Source organism: Micromonospora sp. NPDC002575 (assembly GCF_042889525.1).
GTDB lineage: Bacteria > Actinomycetota > Actinomycetes > Mycobacteriales > Micromonosporaceae > Micromonospora > Micromonospora carbonacea.
Window position 1 is genome coordinate 1 of the sequence record NZ_JBIARA010000009.1, and the last position, 17,318, is coordinate 17,318.

A 17,318-nucleotide genomic window follows, 5' to 3' on the forward strand; every position below is an offset into this window, starting at 1 on the left:
TACGGTTGGGGGGGGGGGGGGGGGGGGGGGCACCCCACCCCACGCTACGGCCGCCCCCCGCCCCCCCCCCCGGCCCCCCCCCCGGGGGGGGGGGGCCCCCCCCCGCGGCTCGCCGTTCCCCGCGTCCTGCCATCGGCCGCATCTGCCGGCCCCGAAGCCGGAAACGGCTTGCTCGTGCCAGGGCTGGGCCGCTTCGCCCCTCGCAGAAGCGGCACGGTAGGGTGCCGGCGTGGCGATGTTCCGGATCGGCGAGGCCGCCGAACTGCTCGGCGTCAGCACCGACACGGTGCGGCGCTGGGTCGACGCCGGCCGCCTCGCCGCCACCCGCGACGCGCAGGGCCACCGGGTGGTCGACGGCGTGGACCTGGCCGCGTTCGTCCGGGCGGCAGCCGCCGCGCCCGAGGAGCACGCCGAGCTCTCCTCGGCGCGCAACCGGCTGCGCGGCATCGTCACCGCCGTGGTCAAGGACGCCGTCATGGCCCAGGTCGACATCCAGGCCGGGCCCTTCCGGGTCGTGTCGCTGATGAGCCGCGAGGCGGTCGACGACCTCGGGCTCACCGTCGGCGCGATCGCCATCGCGGTGATCAAGTCAACGACGGTCGTGGTGGAACGGCCGTCCGCCCCGAAAGGCAGGACCGGCACGTGACCGGAGCAGGAGCCCGCACCGCCCTGGCCGGGGCCCTCGCCCTGGCCCTGGCCCTCGCCGGCTGCGCCGGCGGGGCCGACCGGCCGGAGCCGGGGGAGGACGGCGACGGGGTGCGCGGCCCGCTCACGGTCCTCGCCGCGGCGTCGCTGACGGAGGCGTTCACCCGGCTCGGCGACGAGTTCGAGGCCGCCCACCCGGGCACCACCGTCACCTTCGGCTTCGCCGGCAGCTCCGCCCTGGCCGCCCAGGTCAACCAGGGCGCCCCCGCCGACGTGTTCGCCGCCGCGTCCCCGGCCACCATGCGCCCGGTCACCGACGCCGGCAACGCCGCGGGCGACCCGGCCACCTTCGCCCGCAACCAGCTGGTCATCGCCGTGCCGGAGGGCAACCCGAGGCGCGTCGGCGCGCTGGCCGACCTGACCCGGCCCGGGGTGAAGGTGGCGCTCTGCGCCGAGCAGGTGCCCTGCGGCGCGGCGGCCCGCACGGCCCTGGACGCCGCCGCAGTGGCGCTCACCCCGGTCACCCTCGAATCCGACGTCAAGGGCGCGCTGGCCAAGGTGCGCCTCGGCGAGGTCGACGCCGCGCTGGTCTACCGCACCGACGCCACCGCCGCCGCGTCCCAGGTCGACGCCGTGGAGTTTCCCGAGTCGGCCCGGGCCGTCAACGACTACCCGATCGTCGCGCTGCGGCAGTCCGGCAACCCGACGGCCGCGCGGGCCTTCGTCGCGTACGTGCTGTCCGACCGGGGCCGGGCCGCGCTGACCGCCGCCGGGTTCCAGCCGCCACGGGCCTGACCACCGGTGGTACGCCCGCCCGCCCCGCTCCGGCGTCGCCGCGTCCCCGGCCGGCGGGTGCCCGTCGCCCTGTTCGTCCCCGCCGGCCTCGGGCTGGCCTTCCTCGTGCTGCCCCTGACCGGGCTGCTCGCCCGCGCCCCGTGGGCCACCCTGCCGCAGCGGCTCGCCGCGCCGGGGGTGCTCACCGCGCTGCGGCTGTCCCTGCTGACCGCCACCGGAGCGACGCTGCTCTGCCTCGCTCTCGGCGTACCCCTGGCGTGGGTGTTGGCGCGGGTGCGGTTCCCCGGCCGGCGGTTGGTGCGGGCGCTGGTCACCGTGCCCCTGGTGCTGCCGCCGGTGGTCGGCGGCGTGGCCCTGCTGCTGGTCTTCGGCCGCCGGGGCCTGCTCGGCGGCTGGCTCGACGCCGCCTTCGGCGTCACCCTGCCGTTCACCACGGCCGGGGTGGTCCTCGCCGAGGCGTTCGTCGCCATGCCGTTCCTGGTCATCGCCGTCGAGGGCGCCCTGCGCGCCGCCGACACCCGCTACGAGGAGGCCGCCGCCACCCTCGGCGCGGGCCGGTGGACCACGTTCACCCACGTCACGCTGCCGCTGGTCGCCCCCGGCGTGGCGGCCGGCGCGGTGCTGTGCTGGGCCCGCGCCCTCGGCGAGTTCGGCGCGACCATCACCTTCGCCGGCAACTTCCCGGGCCGCACGCAGACCATGCCGCTGGCCGTCTACCTGGCCCTGGAGACCGATCTGGAGGCCGCGATCGTGCTGAGCCTGGTGCTGCTCACCGTCTCCGTGGCGATCCTCGCCGGCCTGCGCGACCGCTGGGTCACGGGCCCGTGACCGCCGCGGGGACGCGCCGCCCGGCGGCCGGGACGCCGCTGCTCGACGCCCACCTCGTCGCCGACCGGGGCGGGTTCCACCTCGACGTGGCGCTGCGCGTGCGGGCGGGGCAGGTGGTCGCGCTGCTCGGGCCCAACGGCGCGGGCAAGACCACCGCGCTGCGTGCCCTCGCCGGCCTGCACCCGCTCGCGGCCGGGCACCTCGTCCTCGACGGGGTCGAGCTCGACCGCCCCGACGGGCGGGTGTGGGTCCCGCCGGAGCGCCGCCCGGTCGGCGTCGTCTTCCAGGACTACCTGCTCTTCCCGCACCTGAGCGCCCGCGACAACGTGGCCTTCGGTCCCCGCCGGCGCGGCGCGGACCGGCGCGCCGCTCGGGCCCGCGCCGACGCCTGGCTGGACCGGGTCGGTCTCGCCGGGCACGCCCGCCGCCGGCCCCGGCAGCTCTCCGGCGGTCAGGCCCAGCGGGTGGCGCTGGCCCGGGCCCTCGCCGTGGAGCCGACCCTGCTGCTGCTCGACGAGCCGCTCGCCGCCCTCGACGCCCGCACCCGCGTGGACACCCGCGCCGAGCTGCACCGTCACCTCGGCGCGCACCCCGGCGCGACCGTGCTCGTCACCCACGACCCGCTCGACGCGCTGGTGCTCGCCGACCGGCTGGTCATCGTCGAGGGCGGCCGGGTGGTCCAGGAGGGGGACGCGGCCACCGTCACCGCCCGCCCCCGCACCGACTACGTCGCCCGCCTCGTCGGGCTGAACCTGCACCGGGGCCACGCCGACGGCCATGAGGTGCGCGTCGGGGCGCTGGCCCTCACCGCCGTCGACCGCGTCGTCGGCGAGGCGTTCGTCGCGTTCCCGCCCGCCGCCGTGGCCCTGCACCCCGCCCGGCCCGACGGCAGCCCCCGCAACACCTGGCCCGCCACCGTGGCCGGGGTGCAGCGGCACGGCGACCACCTGCGGGTCGAGCTGGGCGGGCCGCTGCCGGTGTCCGCCGACGTCACCCAGGCCGCCGCCGCCGCGCTGCGGCTGCGCCCCGGTCAACGGGTGTGGGTGGCGGTGAAGGCCGCCGAGACCCGCGCGTACCCGGCGGGCGTCTGATCCGCCGCGCTCAGGTGGTCGACGCCTCCGGCGCGGTCGGCGCGCGCCCGTCGCGTTGACGGGGAGCGTTCTCCTGCGCCACCAGCCAGCCGTGGCACCACTGCCGCTCCGGCATCTCGCCCGCCGCCGCCGCGAAGGCGGTCAGGGCCGCGACCGCCTCCGGGCACCAGTGCGTCGCCGTCGCCGCGACGATGCGGGACAGGGCCTCCCGCCGCTGCCGGAACACCCTGTCGACCAGGCCGGTCCCGGCCGTGCTCAGCCGCAGCCGCACCACCCGGCGGTCGCTGGTCGAGCGGGTCCGCTGGACCAGTCCCTTGGCGGCCAGCCGGTCGCACATCCGGGTGCCCGCCGAGGGGGCGACGCCGAGCTCGGCGGCGATGTCCGCCGCGCGCTGCGGTCCCCGCGCGGCCAGCACGACCAGCGTGCGGAACTGGGGCAGGGTGATCTCTGGGCCGATCCCGGCCAGTGACCGGGTGGTCAGCCCGACGAGCGCGCCGCTGGCGGCCAGGAGCGCCGCCACCGCCGCGCCCTCGATGCCGGGCGATGGATCGGCCATGGGGGACCTCCGGCTGCGGTTCGAGCCACGGGAGCCCAGTATGGCAGGGGTTGATCCGATTTACGCAGCGACAGGCCGGTATGTGCAGTAGGCCGGCGTGGCGCGACGACGCCGGGCGGAACGGCGACGGCCGTCCGCCCGGCAGGCTCGTCAGGGCCGCCGCAGGGACTGCCGGACCACCCCGCCGACGATCGCGCACCACGTGCTCGTGCCGACCTTGCCGTTGGGCGGCAGGCCGTGCAGCCGCTGCACGTCCTGCACGGCCCGGCGGGTGGCGTGGTCGAACTCGCCGGTCACCGCGACGTCGGCGTAGCCCTTCCAGTTGAGGATGAACTGCACGGCGCTGACCGGCGCGCCGCTGGCGTCCCGGTCCAGCTCGGGGGCGAGGGTCTCCCAGGTGGGCGTGGTGAGGGTGGCGTCGACGTCGACGGGTATGCCGTTGCGGGCCTGCCAGTCCTGGACGGCGGCGACGGTGGCGGCGTCGAACGTGCTGTTCACCGGCACCGCGTAGCCCCGGTGGGTGAGCAGGTACTGCACCACCCGCACCGAGGGGGAGCTGACGAACCGCCACAGGTCCGGCCAGCGCCGGGCCGGCACGTCGCCGAGGCTGGTGCCCAGCTCGCGGAAGACCCGCCTGCGCAGCTCCGGGAACTGCCGGTAGAACGCCGCTCCGGGGCACGCGGTGGTGCGGAAGTCCCAGTGGCCGAAGATGTCGTGGGCGTGCAGGCCGTACTGCCGGCCGATCGTGGCGCAGAGCGCGACCAGCGAGTCCAGCAGCGCCTCCGGCGGGGTCTCGTCGACGTACGTGCCCTCGTTCTCGATGCCGATGGCACGCCCGTTCTCGCCCGGGCAGTGCGCCGAGACCATCTGCCGGTCGCCGGCGGCCAGCCGTTCCAGGCTGCCGTGCCGGCCCTCCAGCACGTAGCCCCCGCGGCTGACGGTGAAGTGCTGGCCGGTGTCCGACCAGCCGTTGCCGTCCATGTGCAGGTCCTGGCAGTCCCGGGCCAGCTTCACGGCCTGCTCGCGGGAGTAGTCGGTGACGTTGGGGAACGCCATGTGATGCACGATGATCTTGTTGGTGGCGATCTCGCTGACCGACAGGGGATCGGCCGGCGGCCGGGCGCCCCACTCGTCGCAGCCGATGATCCAGTCGAGGTCCGAGCCGGTCGCCGCCCGCGCGGAGGCGGGGGACGCGAGCTGCGTGCCGACGACGGCGACCGTGGCCGCGCCGAGCCCGGCCCGCAGCAGGGTGCGGCGGTCGAGCTCCGGATGGTCGAAGTGCATGGCATCTCCTCTGTGGCCGACGACGGCGCGTGAGTGAAAAGGAGCTCCAGGAGCAATGCGTGATGTGGAGGATATTGCCAACACCGGGGCGCGCGCCAGGGGTCAGTCGCCGTCCCGCCGGCCCACGTCGCTTCACCTAGCCTCCTAGGATGCATTACGCGGCGTGCGCCGCGCCACCACACCGGACCCTGCCCACAGCACGACGGAACAGGCGGAGCGGGGGATGCGTTGCGCCGATGGCCGGATGGACGACGCCGGTCACAATGAGCGGCGTCGGATTCGAGGTGTGTGCGGGCAAGCGGCCCGGGGGAGCGGTGGAGACCGTCGAATGAGCGCCAACAGCTGGCTGGTTTCCGGCTACACCGAGGTTCGTGAGCTGGGTTCGGGCGCGTCGGGTCGGGTGGTGCTGGCCACCCACGACGCGACCGGCACCCCGGTCGCCGTGAAGTACCTCGTCGGTGGCCTCGGCGGTGACCCGTCGTTCCGTGAGTCCTTCCGTGCCGAGGCCCGTCTGCTGGCCGACATCGACGACCCGCACGTCTCCCGCCTTTACGAGTACGTCGAGTCGCCCACCGGCGCGGCGATCGTCATGGAGCTGGTCAACGGCGTATCGCTGCGGCAGATGCTGCGCGCCAACGGGCCGACCGGCCCGGAGGCGGCGCTCTGCGTCCTCAAGGGCTCGTTGGCCGGCCTGGCGGCCGTCCATGACCGGGGCGTGGTGCATCGCGACTACAAGCCGGAGAACGTGCTGGTCACCGCCCAGGGGGAGAGCAAGCTCGCCGACTTCGGCATCGCCATGCCGATCGGCGGCGAGTCGAGCACCACCGTCACGGGCACGCCCCGCTACATGGCGCCGGAGCAGTGGACGGGCGCGGCTGCCGCCCCGGCCTGCGACATCTACGCCGCGACGGCGACCTTCTACGAGTGCCTGACCGGCCGTCCCCCGTACGACGGGCGGAGCTTGTTGGCCCTGCGCGACCAGCATGCCAGCGCGCCGGTGCCCACCGATCCGGCCCCGCCGCCGGTGCACGAGCTGCTGCGCCGGGGGATGGCCAAGCGGCCCGACGAGCGGCCGCAGCCGGCGCAGGTCTTCCTCGGGATCCTGGAGCAGGTCGCGGGCGGGGCGTACGGGCCGGGCTGGGAGGAGCGCGGGGTGCGGGAGTTGGCCCGGCGGGCCGCCCTGTTGGCCGTGTTCTTCCCGTTCCCGGACTCCTCGGGCGGCAGCACGAGCGTGGCGAGCACGGTGCTCGGGTCGGATGCCGGCTTCGGCGTCCGGCGGGAGATCCGCACCGGTCGGCGTATGCGTACGGGTCGGGCCCGCACGGCTCTGGTGGGTGGGGCGTTGGTGGCGGCGGTGCTGGTGGGCGGCGCGGGTTACCGGTACGCCTCGGGCGCCGAGCCCGACGTCGCGCCGGTGGGTGCCAAGGAGCCGAGCGGGGCGGTGACGCCGGTTTCGGGCGGTGGGTCGGCGTCGGCCTCGCCGGAGGTCGCGGTGAGCCCGTCGGGCGGCACTGCGACGCCCGCGCCGACGTCGGCGAGTCCGACGGTGGCGGCCCCGACCACGGGTGCGCCGGCCACGACGCGCCCGCCGTCGCCGACGAGCCGGCCCACGCGGACGGTGCCCCCCACTGCCAGCCCGGGTGCGAGCACGTCGCCGCCGCCGTCGGATGTCACCGCGCCGTCGGTGGGGTCGCCGAGCACCGCGTTGACGACGTTGGAGCCGGAGAACTGCAAGTACGGGCCGAGGTCGACGTCGGTGTCGGTGAGTGTCACCGACGATCGTTCGGCGGCGGGGGAGTTGCGGGTGTCGTTCCGGTACACCGTGGGTCGGGTTTCCGCGACGGTGGGGATGGCGTCGGTGGGGAAGGACGTCTTCCAGGGCACGTTGGGCCCGTTCGCGACGCCGGAGACGGCGGTTCGTATCCCGGTGTCCGTCACGGCGGTCGATGCTGCGGGCAACTCCGCGGGGCCGGTGGGGCCGGTGTACGTGAGCCTGCAGTCGTTCTGTACGCCGGGTTGATCGGCGGTGGGGGTTCAGAGGTGGACGGAGGGGCGGCGTTGAGTAGTGCGGACGAGCCGACGGAGGCGCTGCCGGGTGTGGGCGCGTCGGGTCGGGTGGAGCCGACCGTGGACCTGGGGCGCACGGCGGATCTGGGTTGGACGGTCGGGTTGGGGCGTACGGAGGTGTCCGGGGCGGGTTCGGAGGCGACGGTGGTGGGGTCGGGGGCGTCTCGTACCGCTTTCACGGAGCCTGCGGTGGCGACCGTCGCGGGTGGCGAGACGCGGTTCGGTCCGGGGGTGCCGGTGGGGCCGCCGTCGGCTCCGGCCTGGCCGCGGTCGGGGCCGCCGCCGGTGGGGCGGTCCCGGTCGGTGTGGCGTCGGGTGGTCTCGGTGTTGTCCACCCTGCTGACGGTGGTGTTGCTGGTGGCTGTGGGGTTGTTCCTGTGGCAGCGGCTGAGCCCGTTGGAGATCGAGGGGGTCACCGTCGCGGTGGTCGAGCCGGCGGGAGACCGGTGTGACGTGACGGTGGAGGTGGTGGCGACGGTGCGGACGAATGGCAACGCCGGCACGATCCGTTACCAGTGGTTGCGTTCCGGTTCGCCGCCGGGTGGTGTGGTCAGCGAGCGGGTCGGTCGGGGGCAGCGGTCGGTGGGCTTGCCGTTGAGGTGGTCGTTCGCGGGTGTGGGCGTGGCTCGGGAGACGGCGACGGTGAACATTGTGGAGCCGTCGGTGGCGCAGGCGGGTACGGAGGTCCGGTACACCTGTCGTGTTCGGTGAGGGTCGGGCCGGGGTGTCGTTTGCGCGCGGGTGGGTCGGGGTAGAGCGGACGGTTGTTCGCTGTCCCTGGTGTGGAGGATCGGTGCGATGAGAGACGACTTCGGCGACGCGGTGGGCGACGCTCTGCGTGGGGTGCTGCTTTTCCTGCCCAGGGCGGTGGGTTTCGTGGCGATCCTGGCGGTGGGTTGGTTGGTCGCCAAGGCTGTGGTGCGGGTGGTGGGCAGGGTGTTGGAGCGGGTCGGGTTCGACCGTGCGGTGGAGCGCGGGGGGATCAAGGCGGCGTTGGCCCGGTCGCGGTACGACGCGAGTGACATCGTGGCGAAGCTGGCGTATTACGGGGTGCTGTTGGTGACGTTGCATCTGGCGTTCGGTCTGTGGGGGCCGAATCCGGTCTCGGATTTGATCGCGGTGGTGGTGGCCTGGTTGCCGAGGGCGTTCGTGGCGATCGTGATCGTGGTGGTGGCTGCCGCGATCGCTCGGGCGGTGCGGGACATCATCAGCAGTGCGTTGGGTGGGTTGTCGTACGGGCGGGTGTTGGCGGGCGTGGCGTCGGTGTTCATCGTGGGGTTGGGGGTCATCGCGGCGCTCAATCAGGTGGGGGTGGCGACGGCGGTGACGACGCCGGTGTTGGTGGCGGTGCTGGCGACGGTGGGCGGGATCCTGGTGGTTGGTGTCGGTGGTGGGTTGGTGCGTCCGATGCAGAGTCGGTGGGAGTCGTGGTTGAGTCGGGCGGAGCGGGAGTCGCGGGTGGTGGCGACGCACGCGCGGGCGTATCGGGCGGGGCGGCGGGATGTGGCGGAGCGGTTGGCGGCGGCGGCTTCGCCGGAGGCCGGGGAGGATGCCGATCGGACGCAGGTGGTGCCTCGGGTGGGTGAGGAGTCGGAGGTGACGCGGCCGATTCCGCCGTTGGGGCAGCGTGGTGGGGGGCGTGAGGCTGTGGTGGGTGACGAGGAGGCGACGGTGGTCATTCCTCGGCCGGGCGGGGGTGGCGTCGGCCGGTGAGGTGGGGGCTGCTGGCGTCGGCCGGGGTGGTGGGGTTCAGTCTGGTTGTGCGTCGAGGTAGACCCAGCGGCCGTTTTCTCGGGTGAAGCGGCTGTGCTCGGTGAGGGTCGCGGGGCGGCCGGCCTGGCGGTAGTGGGCGCGGAAGGTGACGGTGCCGGTGGTGTCGAGCAGGCCGCCTCGTTCGGTGTGGAGGATGTCCAGTCGGGTCCATCGTTGGCTGGGTTGGGGGCGTAACTGGGTGGGTCGGGTGGAGGTGTGCCAGCTGCGCAGCAGGTAGGTGGTGTCGCCGAGGGCGTAGGCGCTGTATCGGGAGCGCATGAGTGCTTCGGCGGTGGCGGCGTCGGCGTCGCCTCGGTGGAGTTTGCCGCAGCAGTCGGGGTAGGGCTGGGCGGTGCCGCAGGGGCAGGGGGTGGTTGCCGGGTTGCGGTGTCGTTTTGCCACGTGGTCATCCTGCCGTAGTGGTGCGAAAAGGGCCGGCCCCGGTGGGGGCCGGCCCTTTCGGTGGTTGGGTCAGGAGGTGGCGTAGCCGCGGGTGGCGATCCAGTCGGCGAGGTGGTCGACGGTGATCCAGTAGCTGGCCTGGTCGGGGTTGGCGGAGTCGGCGATCTTGACGGTGTGGCCGTTGTCGCGGTAGCCGACGACGCTGATGTAGTGGCCGCCTTCGAAGGAGTGGGTGACGCCGTCGGTGTCGGTGGTGGTGCCGGCGATGTTGGCGACGACTGCGCGGCCGTTGTCGACGGTGCGGACGATGTCGGTGCGCAGGGTGTTGGTCTGCTTGTCGTCTGCCTTGCCGGTGCGGATCTCGACGCTGCGGTAGGCGTCGGCCTTGCCGGTCTCCTTGTTGAGGACGGGGGTGATGTCGTTGATGGAGTTGGTGCCGGCCTCGGTGGTGCCCATCTCCTTGGCCATGGTGTCCACGTCGATGTTCTTGCCCTGCACGCTCAGCGCGTTGCGCGCCGCCGCCGGGCCGCAGTAGTAGAAGTTCGGCTGCGCCTCGTAGCGCACGTCCAGCTGACGCTCACCCGCCGCACGACGTTCGGCCTGCACCGACGCGACCCGCTCCACGGAAGCAGGGGCAGGGGCGGCCTGCGCGGCCAGCGCCGGACCCGCGATCCCACCAGCGGTCGCAGCGACACCGGCAACGGTCAGGGCGGTACGACGAATCAGATCGGTACGCATAACAGCGTGCTCCTCTGCTCGGGGGAAACGGCACCGCGAAAGGGGCATACGCGCGGCGGCACCGCGAGAAAGACTTGGGGGGACGACATCCGGCGGCCAGGGGATGGCCTGCACGGGGCGTCGGGAGGGTGTAACGACCCTGGCCCGTCCGCCATTCCCCGACCCGCGACCGGGCTCGTAGGGAGTGGGGTGGACCGGGGGCCGACCGGGCGGCAGAGCCCGGTCGCATGCCATGTACAACGCCCCCGCCCCCGACCCGATTCCGCCCCCGGGGTGACCCGGGCCACCGGACACCGGGGGACGAATCGGACGGTCGGCCGTCGCTCGTGTGTGCTGGGGTGTCAGAGCCAGCCGGAGCGGCGGAACAGCCGGTGCAGGGTGAGTGCGGCCGTGGCCATGAGCAGCAGTGCGGCGCCGTAGCCGTAGCGCCAGTGCAGTTCGGGCATGTGGGTGAAGTTCATCCCGTAGATGCCGGCGACGGCGGTTTGGGTGGCGGCGATGGCGGCCCAGGCGGCGATTTTGCGCATGTCGTTGTTCTGTTCGACGGCCAGTTGCGCGAGTCGGGACTGCAGGATCGAGTTGAGCAGGTCGTCGTAGGCGTTGACGCGGTCGACTGCGCGGGCGAGGTCGCCGTCGACGTCGGCGAACCAGCGGCGTAGGGCCGGGGGTGGGCCGTCGGTGGGTGGGCCGGCCAGGGTGCGCAGTGGTGCCTGTGCGGGCAGTACGGCGCGTTTGAGTTCGACGATTTCTCGTTTGAGTTGGTAGATGTGTGGGATGTCGGCGGTGCGTTCGCGGGCGAAGACGGTTTCTTCGAGTCGTTCGAGGTCTGTTTCGACGTGGTTGGCGACGTCGAGGTACTGGTCGACCATGCGGGCGCAGATGGCGTATGCGACGGCCCAGGGGCCTTCGGCGAGGATGGCGCGGCGGTGTTGGAGGTCCTGGCGGACGGTGGTGAGTGCGCCGGGTGCGCCGTGGCGGACGGTGACGACGAATCGGTCGCCGAGGAAGATCATGACGTCGCCGGTGTCGATGACCTCGGAGGTGTCGGTCAGTTCGGTGTGTTCGACGTATGCGGCGGTGCGGAGTACGAGCAGGGTGATGTCGTCGTGGTGTTGCAGGGTGGGTCGGTGTCCGTCGGTGAGGGCCTGGTTGACGTGGAACTCGTCGAGGCCGAAGGTGTGGCCGACTGCGGTCATGGCGGCGGGGGTGGGGTCGTGTAGGCCGAGCCAGACGAAGGAGCGGCGGTTGCGGCGGCTGTGGGCGTGGGCGTCGGCGTAGTGGGGGCGGCCGGGTTGGCGTTGGCCGTTGACGTAGACGGCGCAGTCGACGACGGCGTCGGGGTTGGTCGGCTGGGGGGTGGGTGGTGTGGTGCGGGTGGGGCGGCGTAGTGCGCGTCGGAGCAGGTCGGGCAGTGTGGCGCGTCGTCTGGTCGGTGCGGGTTGTGGGTCCACCGGTCACCTCCGCCTTGCGGGGACTGACGGCAACCGTAGGGGATCTTCGGGTGTGGTGGTGGGTCAGGGCACGGCGGTGGCGGAGACGATGATGTTGTCGGGGTAGGTGTGGTGGCGTGGGTCGAAGCGTCCGCCGCAGGTGATGAGGCGGAGTCGGGGTGTGGGGCTGGGGCCGTAGACGAGGGCGGTGGGGAACCGGTTCTTGGGGTAGGCGGCGGTGCTGTCGACGGTGAAGGTGGCGGTGCGGTTGTCGGCGCGGGTGATGTGGATGGGGTCGCCGGGTTTGAGGCGGCCGAGGTCGAAGAAGACGGCGGGGCCGGTTTCGCGGGAGTCGACGTGTCCGACGATGACGGCGTTGCCGGTTTCGCCGGGGCTGACGCCGAGGCGGTACCAGCCGGCGGTGGGTGGGTCTGCTGGGGGGACTTCGAGTTGGCCGTCGGTGGTGGCGGCGACGGGCGTCACGTCGGCGTGTACGTCGATGGTGGGGATGGTGATGCGCAGGGGGGTGGCGCGGGGCAGTGGTGGTGCGGGGCTGGTGGTGGCGGTGGGGTTGGGGGCGGGGTTGGGGTGGGGTGGTTGCGGTGGGGTGCGGGTCGCGGCGGCGGTGAGGAGTCCGAGTCCGGCGGTGGCGGTGAGGGTGGTCAGTGCGATGGCGGCCCGGGGGGTGTGGTAGGGGGCGGCCACGGGTGTCCTCCTTTCGTGGGTGTGGGACGGGTGCCCGCGTCGGCGGTGGGCCGGCGCGGGCACCCGTGGCTGGGCCTGGTGTGGTTCAGGCTGGCGCGGTGGCGCGGCGGCGGCGTCGGGTGAGGATGAGTGCGCTGGTGGCGGCGGCTGCGACGAGGGTGCTGCCGGCGGCGAGCAGGCCGGTGTTGTCGCTGTCGGTGCCGGTGCCGGCGGGTGCGGCGCCGATTGGGGTGACGGTGAAGGTGGCGCTGCCTGAGGAGGTGCCGTCGCCGCAGGTGGCGGTGACCGTGTAGGTGCCGAGGGTGAATCCGGCGGTGAACAGTTCGGCGCTGAGTCCGCCGCCGGCTGCGGCGGTGGTGGAGCGGACGTTCTGGTCGCGGTCGGGTCCGGTGACGTGGAAGATCGCGTCGCCGGATTTCGGGTTGCAGGTGGAGGTGAGGACGACGGTGCCGCCGACCGGGGTGGTGGCTGGGGAGACGGTGGTGTCGGCGAGGGCGGCGGCGGGGAGCAGGAGTGTGCCGAGGCCCGCGCCGAGCGCGGCCGATCCGAGAATTGACTGGGTCTTCATACGCGTGTTCCCTCACTTTTCGTCCGCTGTCGCGTGGGACGTCGTTCGGGTGGCCAACTCCGTGTGTCGCACCGGTGTGTCCCACACTAGGAGGGTTGGGTTCACGATCCGGTGAGAATGAGAATTCTTCGTTGCCGTCACGTGGCGGTGCTGGCGGGGCGGTTTCGGTGGGTCGTCCGTGCCAGAGTTGTGATCATGGATACGGGGATGGTCACTGCTGACGTTGCGGGCACCTGGACCTTGGGTGACCTCACGGTCAACCGGATCGGGTTGGGCGCGATGCGGCTCACGCGGGCCGCGGATGGCGGGCCGAGCGACCGGGGGCGGGCGGTCGGGGTGCTGCGCCGGGCCGTCGAGTTGGGTGTCAACCACATCGACACGGCCGCCTTCTATTTTTCGGCGTCGCGTTCGGCGAATGAGCTGATCAACGCGGCTCTCGCGCCGTACCCGGAGGATCTGGTGATCGCGACGAAGGTGGGGCCGGGCCGGGACGCGTCGGGGCGGTGGTTGCCGTTGGCGCGGCCCGACGAGTTGCGGGGGCAGGTGGAGGAGAACCTGCGTCAGCTCGGCCGCGACCACCTGGACCTGGTGAATCTGCGGCAGGCCGGGCTGGAGTCGGTGGCCGAGCATTTCGGGGCGTTGGCCGAGCTGCGCGACGCGGGCCTGATCCGGCACCTGGGCATCTCCAACGTCCGTCCGCAGCACCTGCCGCAGGCGCAGGCCGTCGCGCCGGTGGTGTGTGTGCAGAACGCCTACGGTCTGGGGTTCCGGCCGGGTCACGACCAGTTCGTGCGGGACTGCGCGGCGCAGGGTGTGGCGTACGTGCCGTTCTTCTCGCTGGCGACCACGGGCCGGGAGGCGGGTGCGGTCGGCGCGGAGGACCCGGAGGTGCGGGCGGTCGCCGCGGCCCACGGGGTGTCCACCGCGCAGGTTCGGCTTGCCTGGACGCTGGGGCGGGGCCCGAACGTAATGGCGATCCCGGGCACGGGCGACCCGGATCACCTGGTCGCCAACGTCGCGGCGGGTGCGGTGCGGTTGACCGACGACGACCTGGCCCGGTTGGAGGCGGTGCACCAGCGCCGCGAGTGACTGGGCGGTGGTCGGCGCGGCCGGTGGCGGGGCAGGTCGGGTGGTGTGACAGCGTGTCGGGGTGAATGGTGGCGCGCCGGTCGACGTCGACGTCGCCCTGGTTGGCGGCGGGGGCGCCGCGTCGCTGGTCCTGGCGGCCCTGGACCGGCACGGGCTGCGGGGGTTGCGGGTCGCCGTGGTGGATCCGGTGCGTCGGCGTGGCCAGGATCGCACGTGGGCGTTCTGGGGCCGTCCCGGTGGTGATCTCGACGGGGCGCTCAGCGCCAGTTGGGGTCAGGTCGAGGTGGTCACGCCGGCTCGCCGGCGGGTTCTGGACCTGACGCCGTTGCGGTATGCGATGGTGCGGTCGGCTCCGGTATATGCGCGGGCGGCGCGGGCGGCGCGGCGGCTGGGGGCGGTGCGGTTCGACGCGGCGGTGGCGGGGCTCGACGACGACGGCGCGCGGGTGGTGGTGCGCGACGGGGATGGTGTGCCGTTGGTGCGGGCGTCGTGGGTGCTCGACTCGCGTCCCCGGCCGCCGGCGAGGCCGGGCCGGACGAGTTGGTTGCAGCACTTCCGGGGCTGGTGGGTCGCCTCGGAGGCGGCGTTGTTCGATCCGCGGCGGGCGGTGTTGATGGATTTCCGCACCCCGCAGCCGCAGCGGGGGGTGTCGTTCGGTTACGTGTTGCCGGTCAGCGACCGGTTCGCGTTGGTGGAGTACACCGAGTTTTCTCCGGCCCGGTTGACCGGCGACGGGTACGACCGGGCGTTGCGCGGCTATCTGGGGCGGCTCGGGTGGGATCCGGCGGCGCTGGTGGTGCGGGAGGTGGAGGACGGGGTGATTCCGATGACCGACGCGCCGTTTCCGCGGCGTCCCTCGCCGCGGGTGGTGCGGTTGGGCACGGCGGGCGGCGCGACGCGGCCGTCGACGGGGTTCACGTTCTCGGCGATGCTGCGGCAGGCCGAGCAGGTGGCGGTGGCGTTGGCTGGTGGGCGGGCGCCGGTGCCGGCGCCGGCGTATCCGCGGCGGCACCTGTGGATGGACGCGGTGGCGTTGCGGGCCCTGGACACGGGCCGGGTCGGTGGTCCGGAGTTCTTCGACCGGCTGTTCGACCGTAATCCGGCGTCGCGGGTGTTGCGGTTCCTCGACGGTGACACCGGGGTGGGGGAGGAGTTGGCGGTGATGCGGTCGAGTCCGCTGGCGCCGATGACGGCGGCGGTGGTCGGTGACGCGGTGGGGCGGTTGCGTGGTCGGCTGCGCCGCCCTTGAGGCCGGGCTGTGGTCGGGCGAGGCCGTCAATGCCGGCGTCGCGGAATGCGGCCCCGGCGGTGGTCGGGGCGCGCGGTAGGTTGCGGGCATGGTGGATGCGGCGGCCGGTGGGGTCGTGGAGATCTGGACCGACGGGGCGTGCAGCGGCAATCCGGGGCCGGGGGGTTGGGGTGCGGTGCTGCGCTACGGCGTCCACGAGCGGGACCTGTGCGGGGGAGAGGCGACGCCGACGACCAACAACCGGATGGAGTTGATGGCGGCGATCCGGGCGTTGGAGAGCCTGACCCGGCCGGTGACGGTGCGGTTGCACACCGACAGCACCTATGTGCGTAACGGCATCACCGGTTGGTTGGCCGGGTGGAAGCGCAACGGGTGGGTGACGGCGGCGCGGCAGCCGGTCAAGAACGCCGACCTGTGGCAGCGGCTGGAGGCGGCCTGCGCCCGGCACGAGGTGACCTGGCTGTGGGTGAAGGGACACAACGGGCATCCGGAGAACGAGCGGGCCGATGCTCTGGCCGGGCGGGGCATGGCCGAGGCGCGGGCGGGGGCGGGGGCACCGGCCCGGCGGGGGTGACGTTGCGTCACGGTATGGGGGTTGTGTCGACACGCGCCGATGGGTAGCGTTGCGAATCGATGGCGTTACCCTCAGTTGTCACGGGAGGTGTCCGCGTGACCGCGACCGCCGCTACCGACCTGCCGCTCTGGCCGGCATCCACTCTCGACCATGGCCCGTTCGCGCTGCTCGACGAGGAGCAGCGGCGCCGGCTCACCGGGCCGGTGACCCGGGTGCGGCTGCCCACCGGCACGCCCGCCTGGCTGGTCACCCGGCACGCCGACGTGCGCCAGGTGCTGCGTCACCCCGGTTTCAGCGCCGACCTGGAGCGTCCCGGGTTTCCGCTGCAACGTCCCCTGCCCCCGCAGACGGAAACGGACCGGCAGGGCGGCTTCATCCGCATGGACGGTGAGGAGCACTCCCGGCTGCGCCGGATGCTCACCGCCGAATTCATGATCAAGAATGTGCGGCGGATCGAGCCGTTGATCCAGCAGACCGTCGACGCGGCGCTGTCCGACCTGGCCGCGGCCGGCCCGCCCGCCGACCTGGTCGAGACGTTCGCCCTGCCGGTGCCGTCCATCGTGATCTGCCATCTGCTCGGCGTCCCCTACGCCGACCACGACTTCTTCCAGGCCCGCAGCCGCACCCTACTCGATCGCACGACGTCGACGGAGCTGGTCCGGGCCCACGCGCAGGAGCTGCGCGACTACGTGCGCGAGCTGATCATCGCCCGCCGCGGCGACAGCGGCGGCGACGACCTGATCAGCCGGTTGGTGCGCGACCGGGTGGCCACCGGGCAGCTCACCGTCGACGAGCTGGTCGGCATGGCCCTGCTGCTGCTCGTCGCCGGCCACGAGACCACGGCCAACATGATCGGCCTGAGTACCCTGTTGCTGCTGCGCGAGCCGAGCCGCTTCGCGGCGCTGCGCGAGGCCCCGGACCGGGCGGCCGAACTGGTCGAGGAGCTGCTGCGCTACCTCAGCGTGATCCGCATGGGGCTGCCCCGGCTGGCCCTGGTCGACGCCGAGATCGGTGGCCAGGTCATCCGGGCGGGCGAGGGCGTCATCGCGGTGCTGTCGCTGGCCAACCGTGACCCGGAGGTCTTCGACGACCCGGAGGAGTTCGACCCGTACCGGCAGGCCCACCAGCACCTCGCGTTCGGTTTCGGGGTGCACCAGTGCATCGGTCAGCCGCTGGCCCGCGCCGAGCTGCGCATCGCCCTGGTGGGGTTGGCCCAACGGTTCCCGACCCTGCGCGCCGAGGTCGGGCCGCAGCAGGTGTCGACCCGGGCCACGTCGGTCGTGTTCGGCCTCAACAGCCTGCCGGTGACCTGGTGAGCCAGGTGGGTGTGGTGCAGGTGGCGGTGGACCGGGACAGGTGCTGCGGGTCCGGCAACTGCGTGGTCGCCGCGCCGGAGGTCTTCGACCAGGACGACACCGACGGGCTGGTGCTGCTGCGGCGGCCCACGCCGCCGCCGGAGGCGGCCGACCGGGTCCGCCGCGCCGTGCAGACGTGCCCGGCCGGCGCCATCCACCTCACGTCGACGACGGGACCCTGACGGTGCGG

At 73.5% G+C, this 17,318-nt stretch carries 19 protein-coding genes; 12 read left to right on the forward strand and 7 right to left on the reverse strand.

What is annotated here, in order from left to right; all coding sequences use genetic code 11:
• Positions 1-229: 229 nt before the first annotated feature.
• The 4 genes from ACFYWL_RS15355 to ACFYWL_RS15370 are packed head-to-tail and all read left to right on the forward strand — an operon-like array spanning position 230 to position 3,359.
• Complete coding sequence (locus ACFYWL_RS15355; protein WP_386972609.1) at positions 230-646, forward strand: molybdopterin-binding protein; 417 nt, start codon at positions 230-232, stop codon at positions 644-646.
• Positions 643-1,440, forward strand: a complete 798-nt coding sequence (gene modA / locus ACFYWL_RS15360) for a molybdate ABC transporter substrate-binding protein (RefSeq protein WP_386972612.1) — start codon at positions 643-645, stop codon at positions 1,438-1,440. The genes ACFYWL_RS15355 and modA overlap by 4 nt, the downstream gene beginning before the upstream one ends.
• Positions 1,441-1,446: 6 nt before the next feature.
• Positions 1,447-2,268 carry an ABC transporter permease gene (locus ACFYWL_RS15365; RefSeq protein WP_386972614.1) on the forward strand — a complete coding sequence of 274 codons (822 nt, stop codon included), beginning with the start codon at positions 1,447-1,449 and terminating at the stop codon, positions 2,266-2,268.
• Positions 2,265-3,359 carry an ABC transporter ATP-binding protein gene (locus tag ACFYWL_RS15370; RefSeq protein ID WP_386972617.1) on the forward strand — a complete coding sequence of 365 codons (1,095 nt, stop codon included), beginning with the start codon at positions 2,265-2,267 and terminating at the stop codon, positions 3,357-3,359. The genes ACFYWL_RS15365 and ACFYWL_RS15370 overlap by 4 nt, the downstream gene beginning before the upstream one ends.
• 10 nt (positions 3,360-3,369) lie before the next feature.
• Here ACFYWL_RS15370 and ACFYWL_RS15375 read toward each other — a convergent pair whose 3' ends face one another.
• Positions 3,370-3,915: a MarR family winged helix-turn-helix transcriptional regulator gene (locus ACFYWL_RS15375; protein ID WP_386972621.1), complete on the reverse strand. Its 546-nt coding sequence runs from the start codon at positions 3,913-3,915 to the stop codon at positions 3,370-3,372.
• 150 nt (positions 3,916-4,065) lie between these two features.
• On the reverse strand, positions 4,066-5,199 hold the full coding sequence (locus ACFYWL_RS15380; RefSeq protein ID WP_386972624.1) for a peptidoglycan-binding protein: 1,134 nt from the start codon (positions 5,197-5,199) through the stop codon (positions 4,066-4,068).
• 328 nt (positions 5,200-5,527) lie between these two features.
• Between ACFYWL_RS15380 and ACFYWL_RS15385 the strand changes: the two genes are divergently transcribed.
• The 3 genes from ACFYWL_RS15385 (at position 5,528) to ACFYWL_RS15395 (ending at position 8,979) form a co-directional block, all read left to right on the forward strand.
• Positions 5,528-7,219 (forward strand): protein kinase, encoded by a 1,692-nt coding sequence (locus ACFYWL_RS15385; RefSeq protein ID WP_386972627.1) that lies wholly within the window; start codon positions 5,528-5,530, stop codon positions 7,217-7,219.
• Between the two features lie 38 nt (positions 7,220-7,257).
• Positions 7,258-7,977 carry a hypothetical protein gene (locus ACFYWL_RS15390; protein WP_386972630.1) on the forward strand — a complete coding sequence of 240 codons (720 nt, stop codon included), beginning with the start codon at positions 7,258-7,260 and terminating at the stop codon, positions 7,975-7,977.
• Positions 7,978-8,064: 87 nt separating this feature from the next.
• Positions 8,065-8,979, forward strand: a complete 915-nt coding sequence (locus tag ACFYWL_RS15395; RefSeq protein WP_386972631.1) for a hypothetical protein — start codon at positions 8,065-8,067, stop codon at positions 8,977-8,979.
• Between the two features lie 36 nt (positions 8,980-9,015).
• On the opposite strand, the gene ACFYWL_RS15400 is transcribed toward ACFYWL_RS15395, so the two are convergent.
• From ACFYWL_RS15400 to ACFYWL_RS15420, 5 genes are all read right to left on the reverse strand, one after another.
• The gene (locus tag ACFYWL_RS15400) at positions 9,016-9,420 is read right to left on the reverse strand and encodes a YchJ family protein (protein ID WP_386972635.1); all 405 of its coding nucleotides are present in this window, start codon (positions 9,418-9,420) and stop codon (positions 9,016-9,018) included.
• A gap of 69 nt (positions 9,421-9,489) precedes the next feature.
• Positions 9,490-10,158, reverse strand: a complete 669-nt coding sequence (locus ACFYWL_RS15405; protein ID WP_386972638.1) for a C39 family peptidase — start codon at positions 10,156-10,158, stop codon at positions 9,490-9,492.
• Positions 10,159-10,499: 341 nt separating this feature from the next.
• Complete coding sequence (locus ACFYWL_RS15410) at positions 10,500-11,609, reverse strand: magnesium and cobalt transport protein CorA (protein ID WP_386972640.1); 1,110 nt, start codon at positions 11,607-11,609, stop codon at positions 10,500-10,502.
• Positions 11,610-11,672: 63 nt separating this feature from the next.
• Positions 11,673-12,293 (reverse strand): class F sortase, encoded by a 621-nt coding sequence (locus ACFYWL_RS15415; RefSeq protein ID WP_386972643.1) that lies wholly within the window; start codon positions 12,291-12,293, stop codon positions 11,673-11,675.
• Between the two features lie 85 nt (positions 12,294-12,378).
• A complete protein-coding gene (locus ACFYWL_RS15420) occupies positions 12,379-12,861 on the reverse strand; it encodes an LPXTG cell wall anchor domain-containing protein (protein WP_386972645.1) in 483 nt (160 codons plus the stop codon).
• Between the two features lie 207 nt (positions 12,862-13,068).
• On the opposite strand from ACFYWL_RS15420, the gene ACFYWL_RS15425 reads away from it, so the two are divergent.
• From ACFYWL_RS15425 to ACFYWL_RS15445, 5 genes are all read left to right on the forward strand, one after another.
• Positions 13,069-13,950 carry an aldo/keto reductase gene (locus ACFYWL_RS15425; protein ID WP_386972648.1) on the forward strand — a complete coding sequence of 294 codons (882 nt, stop codon included), beginning with the start codon at positions 13,069-13,071 and terminating at the stop codon, positions 13,948-13,950.
• Positions 13,951-14,011: 61 nt separating this feature from the next.
• Positions 14,012-15,199 (forward strand): lycopene cyclase family protein, encoded by a 1,188-nt coding sequence (locus ACFYWL_RS15430; RefSeq protein ID WP_386972650.1) that lies wholly within the window; start codon positions 14,012-14,014, stop codon positions 15,197-15,199.
• An 88-nt stretch (positions 15,200-15,287) separates the two neighbouring features.
• Positions 15,288-15,773, forward strand: a complete 486-nt coding sequence (gene rnhA / locus ACFYWL_RS15435; RefSeq protein WP_386972652.1) for a ribonuclease HI — start codon at positions 15,288-15,290, stop codon at positions 15,771-15,773.
• 95 nt (positions 15,774-15,868) lie between these two features.
• Entirely contained in the window at positions 15,869-17,089 is a 1,221-nt protein-coding gene (locus ACFYWL_RS15440; RefSeq protein WP_386972655.1) for a cytochrome P450, read from the forward strand.
• Positions 17,086-17,310: a ferredoxin gene (locus tag ACFYWL_RS15445; protein ID WP_386972658.1), complete on the forward strand. Its 225-nt coding sequence runs from the start codon at positions 17,086-17,088 to the stop codon at positions 17,308-17,310. Before ACFYWL_RS15440 ends, ACFYWL_RS15445 begins: the two co-directional genes overlap by 4 nt.
• Positions 17,311-17,318 lie beyond the last annotated feature (8 nt).

Coding starts and splice junctions, on each gene's coding strand:
- ACFYWL_RS15375 (WP_386972621.1), bottom strand. CDS start 3,915: ATGGCCGATCCATCGCCCGGCATCGAGGGCGCGGCGGTGGCGGCGCTC.
- ACFYWL_RS15380 (WP_386972624.1), bottom strand. CDS start 5,199: ATGCACTTCGACCATCCGGAGCTCGACCGCCGCACCCTGCTGCGGGCC.
- ACFYWL_RS15385 (WP_386972627.1), top strand. CDS start 5,528: ATGAGCGCCAACAGCTGGCTGGTTTCCGGCTACACCGAGGTTCGTGAG.
- ACFYWL_RS15395 (WP_386972631.1), top strand. CDS start 8,065: ATGAGAGACGACTTCGGCGACGCGGTGGGCGACGCTCTGCGTGGGGTG.
- ACFYWL_RS15405 (WP_386972638.1), bottom strand. CDS start 10,158: ATGCGTACCGATCTGATTCGTCGTACCGCCCTGACCGTTGCCGGTGTC.
- ACFYWL_RS15420 (WP_386972645.1), bottom strand. CDS start 12,861: ATGAAGACCCAGTCAATTCTCGGATCGGCCGCGCTCGGCGCGGGCCTC.
- ACFYWL_RS15425 (WP_386972648.1), top strand. CDS start 13,069: ATGGTCACTGCTGACGTTGCGGGCACCTGGACCTTGGGTGACCTCACG.
- rnhA (WP_386972652.1), top strand. CDS start 15,288: ATGGTGGATGCGGCGGCCGGTGGGGTCGTGGAGATCTGGACCGACGGG.